The following is a 6,937-nucleotide window of genomic DNA, read 5'->3' on the forward strand; positions in this document are numbered from 1 at the left end:
TCACTCTCCCAGCAAGCGTTCGATCGGGGTGACGGGCATGTCGAGCGTGTCGCCCACGCGGCGGTGCACCAACTCGCCCTTGTACAGGTACGCGCCCGCGGCCAGGCCGGAGTTCTCGCGCAGCGCGGACTCGGTGCCGTTCTGCGCGATCTCGATCAGGTAGGGCAGGGCCGCGCTGGCCAGAGCGCGCGACGCCGTGCGAGCCACGTTCGAGGTCATGTTCGGAACGCAGTAGTGGATCACTCCGTGCCGTTCGAAGACGGGATCGGCGAGCGTGGTCGGACGGCTGGTCTCGATGCAGCCACCCTGGTCGATCGAGACGTCGACGATCACGCTGCCCTGCTTCATCTCGCGGACCATCTCCTCGCTCACCACGAAGGGAGCGCGCCCACCGGGGATGAGCACCGCGCCGATGATGACGTCGGAAATGGCGGTGAACTTCTCGAGCCGATCACTGCCGGCGACGATGGTCACCACGTGGCCGTTGGTCTCGTCGTGCAGGCGGCGGAGCTTGCCGACGTCGGTGTCGATGACCACGACGTGCGCACCCGCCTGCAGGGCATGGCGGGTGACCGCGTGCCCGACCCGACCCGCGCCCAGCACGAGCACGGTGGGCGGCGCGACACACGGAACGGATCCGAGGAGGATCCCGCGACCACCCTCACCGTTCTGCAGGTAGCGGGCGGCGATCTGCAGGACCATGTGCCCGGCCATCTCGCTGAACGGAACGAGGACCGGAGCCTCCCCCGAGCCGTCCTCGATCAACTCGTAGCCGATGAGTGTGGCCTCGCGGTCGCGCAAGGGGCCGACGGTCTCGGGACCGGCCACGGCCATGTGCTGGAAGCCGCAGACGGTCGCGCCAGGGCGCAACATCGAGGCCTGCTCACGGTCGAGACGACCGACGCAGCACAAGAGGTCGCTGCGACGGAGGATCTCTTCTCCGCTGTAGAGGATCTGCGCGCCGGCGTTCTGGTAGTCGGCGTCGCTGAAGTGGGCGTCCTCGCCCACGCCCCTCTCGACCACCACCGTGTGCCCGAGACTCGACAATCGATGGACGGCGAAGGGGGTCAACCCCGCGCGATGTTCCAAGCCGTGCGCTTCGCGCGGAACTCCGACGATCATGGTGCGACCTCCTGGACGACGCATTCGCTGCACAGTGTCGACGAACGCCGTCCATTGTCAGGTCGCGAAAGTGTGAGATCGATCACGGCTTCATGGGGCTCACACTTTTGCCGAGGCGCGAGGCGACCGGATCAACCTCCGGCGCGTTCGAGCACCTCGGCAGCGGCGGTCAGTCCGTCGGGGAACGGCCAGCCCTTGTCGTCGCGACGGTGCAGGGCCCAGCCCCGTGGCGTGCGGCCGTGGTTGGGATCCACCGCCTTCGGATCGAGCCCATGCGACAGCAGATGTTCGACCACCTCGGGCCGCCCGTACCACGCAGCCCAGTGCAGCAGGGATGCCTCGCCGTAGTTGGCCTGGAGGTCGGCGCCGGCTTCGCGCAAGGCAGCGAGGCATCGGAAGCGCGCATTGATCGTGGCCCCCACCACCGCGCGATCGGTCGGCGCCGAATCCTGCAGGTGGCGCCGCAACTCGTCGAGCGCACCGCCCCCGGCCGCGCGGTCCTGGGTGCCCAGCTCCGCCCCGGCTCCGACCAACCGATCCACCTCGCGGGTCGCCGCGAAGGCGATCCCGAGATCGAGGGCGGTTCCACCGTCGACGGCCCCGCCCCGTCGCTCGAGATCCACCCCGCGACGGATCAGCAGGTCGACGATTCCGAGCTCGTACACGCTGACCGCCGTCATCAGGGGCGTCTCTGCCCGCTCGTCGGTCATCGGGTCCCAGTCCGCCGCGGCACCGGCGTCGAGCAGCACCCCGGCCATGGCCGTCTGCTCGCCCCGCGGGCACAGACCGTGGAAGGGGGCGCCTATCAGGTAGACCAGCAGCGGGACCTCGCGCTCCTCCCACGACATGGCGGCGTTCGCGCGCTCGGGGTCGCCGCCCACGGCACGGGCGAGCGCATCGGCGTGGCCGGTCGCGATGGCGTCACGGAGATCGTCGGTGATCATGGGAGCCTCCCGGAACGTCGGAAATCCCGGAGACGATGCGTCCCCGGGCGTGCGATCATACATGTTCTCCGAGGACTTGCATCGTTCGCGTCCCGGCCTCGACCCCCGGGGCGATTCCGAGGCCCCGACCGGGGCGGAAACGGTGCTGGCACGAAGCGGCTCGCAGTTCCCCGGCCTCTCTCCCGGCACGCCCATGAGCACCCCCACCATCGACTCCTTCGACCTGTCCCCCGACCGCGTCCTCGCCCGCAAGTACCGGGTGCTCGAGCAACTCGGTGCCGGCTACGAGGGCGAGGTCTACCGCGTGGCGGAGGTACGGACGGGGATCGAACGCGCAGCCAAGCTGTTCTTCCCGCAGCGCAATCCGGGCCTGAAGACCTCGCGGGACTACGCGAAGAAGCTGCACAAGCTGCGGCACTGCGACATCCTGATCCAGTACCAGACCGAGGAGCAGCTCACGCTGCGCGGCCACACGATCACCGCGCTGATCTCGGAATACGTCGACGGCCCCGTCCTCGACGACTTCCTGAAGACCCGGCCCGGCCGTCGCCTCGCGCCCTTCGAGGCCCTCCACCTGCTGTACGCCCTGGTGGTGGGCATGGAACCGATCCACCAGGCCGGCGAGTACCACGGTGACCTGCACGCCGGTAACATCATCGTCGCGCGCCACGGCCTGGAGTTCGAACTGAAGCTGATCGACTTCTTCCACTGGGACGCGCCGAAGGTCGAGAACCGACGCGCCGACGTGTGCGACGCGATCCGGCTCTTCTACGATGTGCTGGGTGGGCGAAAGACCTACGCGCGGCAATCGGCGGCGGTGAAGGAGATCTGCTGCGGACTCAAGCGCACCTTGATCCTGCGGAAGTTCCCGACCATGGCGCGGCTGCGCAAGCACCTCGAGACCATGCAGTGGTGAGGGCCGTCAGGGCTGCAACAGACGCTCGTACTGACGTCGATAGCGTGCGGCCTCGGCCGAGCGTCCGGTGCGGCGCATGACCTCGTAGCCGTAGTAGGCGGTCCCCGCGCGGACCTCCCGCCTCATCTCCGGAGGCGCCGTCCGCAGATAGGGATCGCTCTCCGGTGGCACGCGCTCGTGCAGTTCCTGGCAGAAGTGCAGCAACGGCTCCCAGGCCAGGACCTCGCGCTGGTGGGAACCCTTGGCCTGGCGCTCGGTCACCGGCGCCATGTACTCCAACACGGTGCGGTCGTCCGTGTTGAGGGGCGCACCGGCGAACTCGTCGCGGATCCGGGTCAGGTTGGCCACGTAGGCGGCCAGGGGAATGTTCGGCAGCCACACGCGTTCGTCCAGGTGCCCCTGGTCGACCAGGCGATCGAGGTCGCGCTCGAGGGCCACGACGTCGAGCGGACGCTCGTCGGTGGTCGCGACGAAGGCGTACACCGGAAACACGGGCGAGAAGCTGCGGCGCCACAGGGTGACCTGGGGGAACACCTCGAGCAGCGTGCGCGCCAGAACGTCGAACTCGCGACGCGACGTGTCGAAGGCACCGAACCACTGCACGAAGACTCCGCCGTCGTTCAGCCGGTCCCGCACGGTCTCGAAGTGCTCGAGCGTGTACAGCGCCCCGACGCCCGCCTTGTAGCTGAGGAAGATGTCGGCGGTGATCACGTCGTAGCGATCGCGGCGGGTGCTCAGATGGATCCGGCCGTCCTCGGCCACGACGTCGACGCGCGGATCGTCGAACAGACCCTCGAGCCAGGGCTGGAAGTGCCGACGCGCCGCGGTGACGACGTCGGGATTCACCTCGGTCACCGTGATGCGCTCGTAGGGGAAGTGCATGGCCCCGCTCGCGGTGATCCCCGTCCCCAGACCGATGAAGAACGCACTCCGCGGATCGGGGTGCAGCAGGCCCGGCAACTGCCCCTGCAGCCGCTCGTTGATCGCAGACGCACTCGAACCCAGGTTGTACGAACTGTTGATCCGCAGCCGTAGCTGCTCTTCGTCGTGACGGGTGACGGCGACGGCGGCGTCGGGCCCCTGCCACATCTCGACGATCTCCTCGCCGTGGGCGTCGTCGAAGCCGATCCGCATCTCCTCGAGATCGAGACCGATGGCCAACGCGAGTGCACCCACGGCCCCCACGGCGACGACGACCCGTCGTCCGCGCTGCTCACCGCGCAGCAAGAAGAGCGACACGACGAAGTAGGCTGCGGCGATCGTCCAGATACTCGCCCAGACACCCAGCGTGCCCAGCAACACGAATCCGGCGAGCAGCGAGCCCAGGATCGCCAGGACCGTGTTCACCGCGGCGAGTTCTCCGACCGTGCGTCCGGCGCTGCGCATGCCGGGCTCGCTGACCTTCATCAGGAAGGGGAAGACGGCGCCCATCACGGCCACCGCGGGTCCGAGCGTGATCGCCGTGCCGGCGAAGGTGAGCCCGACGTAGGGCCAGAAGCCCAGGTCGCTGTTCCAGAACTCGAGTCCACCGGCGATCGCCTGGAAGAGCAACGGCGTCACCGCCACCGCGAGTCCCGACACGGCCAACAGGTCGACGAGGGTCGACGTGGCCGACCGCGTGCGTCGGCACAGGCGGTTCGCCAGCGCCGATCCGACGGCCAGCGAAGCCAGGAACACGGTCAGGATGATGGCGAAGGTGTAGACCGAGTTCTGCAGGACCTGCGAGAACATCCGGGTCCACAGCACCTCGAGCCCCAGCGCGGCCAGACCCGAGAAACCCGCCACGAACCAGAGCCGCCGCGGGCTCGTGTCGATCGCCTCACCCGCGGGATCGGAGGACTCCTCGACCTCGGCGGTCCCCGGGACCTCCGACCGCGACCACCACCACGTGATCGCCGCCACCGTGAGGTCGATCGCGATCGCGAAGAGGTACGCCCCGGACAGACCGAGCACACGCGGCAGTAGGAAGCCCGCGGCCAGGGCACCGGTCGCGGCCCCCAGCGTGTTCACCGCGTACAGGAGCGTGGTGCGTCGGCCCAGCTCCGAGCGACGCCGCACCAGGTACTGCGCCATGACCGGCAGCGTGCCGCCCATGAAGAAGGCCGGCGGGAACAGGATGAGCAGGGCGAGGGCGCTCTTCACCACGAGCGCCAGCACCGGCTCGTGCCCCACCGCCTCCAGCAGCGGCGTCTGCACCGCGCGGAAGGCCGCGAACAGTCCGAAGAACAGCAGTGCGCTCGCCCCGACCGCCAGCTCGAGCCCGGCGAAGACCCGCAGTGGTCGCCGGACCGCTCCCACCCGACGACCCCAGACCCAGCCCCCGACGGCGAGTCCGAGGAAGAAGATCGAGAGCGTGACCGCGGTGGCGTGCGCGTTCACGCCGAACAGCCGGGTCAGCTGTTTCAGCCACAGGACCTGGTAGACCAGAGCGGCGGCACCGGAGAGGAAGAACAGGACCAGCAGGGCGGCCAGTCCGCTGCCCGGAGCCGCGCGCGTCGGAGGCGAGGACTCGACGACGTCGTTCATGATGCAATCAGACTATCACCCGCGAAGAGCGGCGACGGCTCCTGAATCGTGAGATCGAGTCCCGAGCCGCGGCTCAAGTCACGGATGCGACCTGCCGATCACCCCCACGCCAGTTCCATCACGAGACTCCGCATCCGAAGCCGCTGGTACCATGCACACGTCGAGACATCGGCCCCTCCGCCGTGCCCCCGTGCTCGCCGCCCTTCTCGCGCTCCTGGTGGCCTCGTCGGCCACCGCCGGCGACGCCCACCACCACGAGACCCTGGACTGCCGCCGCTGCCACGAGCTGGGCCGCTCCACCGTGGACGACCCCACCCCGACCTGTGCCGGTTGCCACGGGCCCGGCTCGAGCCGGCCGTGGGGCTCCGCCGCCTTCCACGGAACCGGCGAGCGCGCCTGCATCGACTGCCACTCCTTCCACGAGCCGGGTCGCGTGACCCTCCCCGGCCGCACCGAGCACGCCGAGCTGTCCCGCCTGGCGCCGGCCGGCAGTCAGGACGGGGCGACGGCCTGCGGTCCCTGCCACGGCGACACCGTCCCGGACCTCTCCCTGCTCACGGCCGCCCACCGGGCGGCCGCGGACTGGTACCACGCGAACATGGAGCTGGTGACGAACCAGACGGTGACCGAGAGCTGCCTGCGCTGCCACGACCACCAGCAGGAACTCCCGGCGGAACTCGCCGACGGATGGGATCCGCCTCGTCCCCACACCCAGGCGAGCCATCCCTACCTGGTCGAGGTCACCGGAGACCGCGGGGGCGGCTTCCGGCTCCGCACGTCGATCGACCCCCGCCTCGAACTGATCGAAGACCGGATCGAGTGCACGACCTGCCACGACATCTTCCGGCACGAGAACGACATGCTGGTCGCGTTCGAGTCGCATGCCGCGCTGTGCACGGGTTGCCACGCACGCAACGCGCCCCGGGGCTCGGATGCGGCGGCCGTTCTCGCGCGCTGAGACCTCAGCGCCGGTGGCACTGGATGCACAGGTCCCGCGCCGGATCGAGCGGCAGGTACCAGTCGAACTCCGCACCGTGCAGCTGGTGGCAGCTCAGACACGTGACCGGCTCCCCGGTACGGGCGTCGATGACCTCGGGACCCACCGGGTGCGTGACGGCATGGGCCTGTTCGTGGCACGGCCGACAGAAGTCCCCGTCGGGTGAGATCAGGTAGTTCGCGTTGTTCGCCCCGTGCGGCACGTGACACTCGAGGCAGTTCATCGAGTCGTGCGTCATGTACGCCGCCTTCGGCTTCTCGCGCTCGGGCTCGTCGAAGTGGCAGTTCGCGCACATGACGCTCGGCTCGGCCGTCAGCAGGGCGTCGACGTTCGACGCATGCGGATTGTGGCACTGGTTGCACGAACCCTCTTCCTCGAGGTTGTGCCGGAAAAGGGCCGTCTCGAATTCCTTCGTGCCGCGGTGGCAGCGCT

The 6,937-nt window shown here is 69.2% G+C and carries 6 protein-coding genes; 2 read left to right on the plus strand and 4 right to left on the minus strand.

What is annotated here, in order from left to right; translation table 11 throughout:
- Together VKA86_12810 and VKA86_12815 are read right to left on the minus strand one after the other, a co-directional pair.
- Positions 1-1,122 carry an alanine dehydrogenase gene (locus tag VKA86_12810; GenBank protein HKK72095.1) on the minus strand — a complete coding sequence of 374 codons (1,122 nt, stop codon included), beginning with the start codon at positions 1,120-1,122 and terminating at the stop codon, positions 1-3.
- A 131-nt stretch (positions 1,123-1,253) separates the two neighbouring features.
- Positions 1,254-2,066 (minus strand): hypothetical protein, encoded by an 813-nt coding sequence (locus VKA86_12815; GenBank protein ID HKK72096.1) that lies wholly within the window; start codon positions 2,064-2,066, stop codon positions 1,254-1,256.
- A gap of 193 nt (positions 2,067-2,259) precedes the next feature.
- On the opposite strand from VKA86_12815, the gene VKA86_12820 reads away from it, so the two are divergent.
- Positions 2,260-2,982: a protein kinase gene (locus VKA86_12820; GenBank protein ID HKK72097.1), complete on the plus strand. Its 723-nt coding sequence runs from the start codon at positions 2,260-2,262 to the stop codon at positions 2,980-2,982.
- 6 nt (positions 2,983-2,988) lie between these two features.
- Here the strand turns inward: VKA86_12820 and VKA86_12825 are convergent, their stop codons facing one another.
- On the minus strand, positions 2,989-5,508 hold the full coding sequence (locus VKA86_12825; protein ID HKK72098.1) for a fused MFS/spermidine synthase: 2,520 nt from the start codon (positions 5,506-5,508) through the stop codon (positions 2,989-2,991).
- A 151-nt stretch (positions 5,509-5,659) separates the two neighbouring features.
- Here VKA86_12825 and VKA86_12830 point away from each other — a divergent pair, with 151 nt between their 5' ends.
- Entirely contained in the window at positions 5,660-6,466 is an 807-nt protein-coding gene (locus VKA86_12830) for a cytochrome c3 family protein (protein ID HKK72099.1), read from the plus strand.
- A 4-nt stretch (positions 6,467-6,470) separates the two neighbouring features.
- Here VKA86_12830 and VKA86_12835 read toward each other — a convergent pair.
- A partial coding sequence (locus VKA86_12835; protein ID HKK72100.1) for a cytochrome c3 family protein occupies positions 6,471-6,937 on the minus strand: 467 nt, incomplete at its 5' end.

This window comes from Candidatus Krumholzibacteriia bacterium (assembly GCA_035268685.1).
In the GTDB taxonomy this organism is placed as follows: domain Bacteria; phylum Krumholzibacteriota; class Krumholzibacteriia; order JAJRXK01; family JAJRXK01; genus JAJRXK01.

What these genes read in the sequence shown, in the direction of transcription:
- VKA86_12815 (HKK72096.1), bottom strand. Translation starts at nt 2,066, where the DNA reads ATGATCACCGACGATCTCCGTGACGCCATCGCGACCGGCCACGCCGAT.
- VKA86_12825 (HKK72098.1), bottom strand. Translation starts at nt 5,508, where the DNA reads ATGAACGACGTCGTCGAGTCCTCGCCTCCGACGCGCGCGGCTCCGGGC.
- VKA86_12820 (HKK72097.1), top strand. Translation starts at nt 2,260, where the DNA reads ATGAGCACCCCCACCATCGACTCCTTCGACCTGTCCCCCGACCGCGTC.
- VKA86_12830 (HKK72099.1), top strand. Translation starts at nt 5,660, where the DNA reads ATGCACACGTCGAGACATCGGCCCCTCCGCCGTGCCCCCGTGCTCGCC.
- VKA86_12810 (HKK72095.1), bottom strand. Translation starts at nt 1,122, where the DNA reads ATGATCGTCGGAGTTCCGCGCGAAGCGCACGGCTTGGAACATCGCGCG.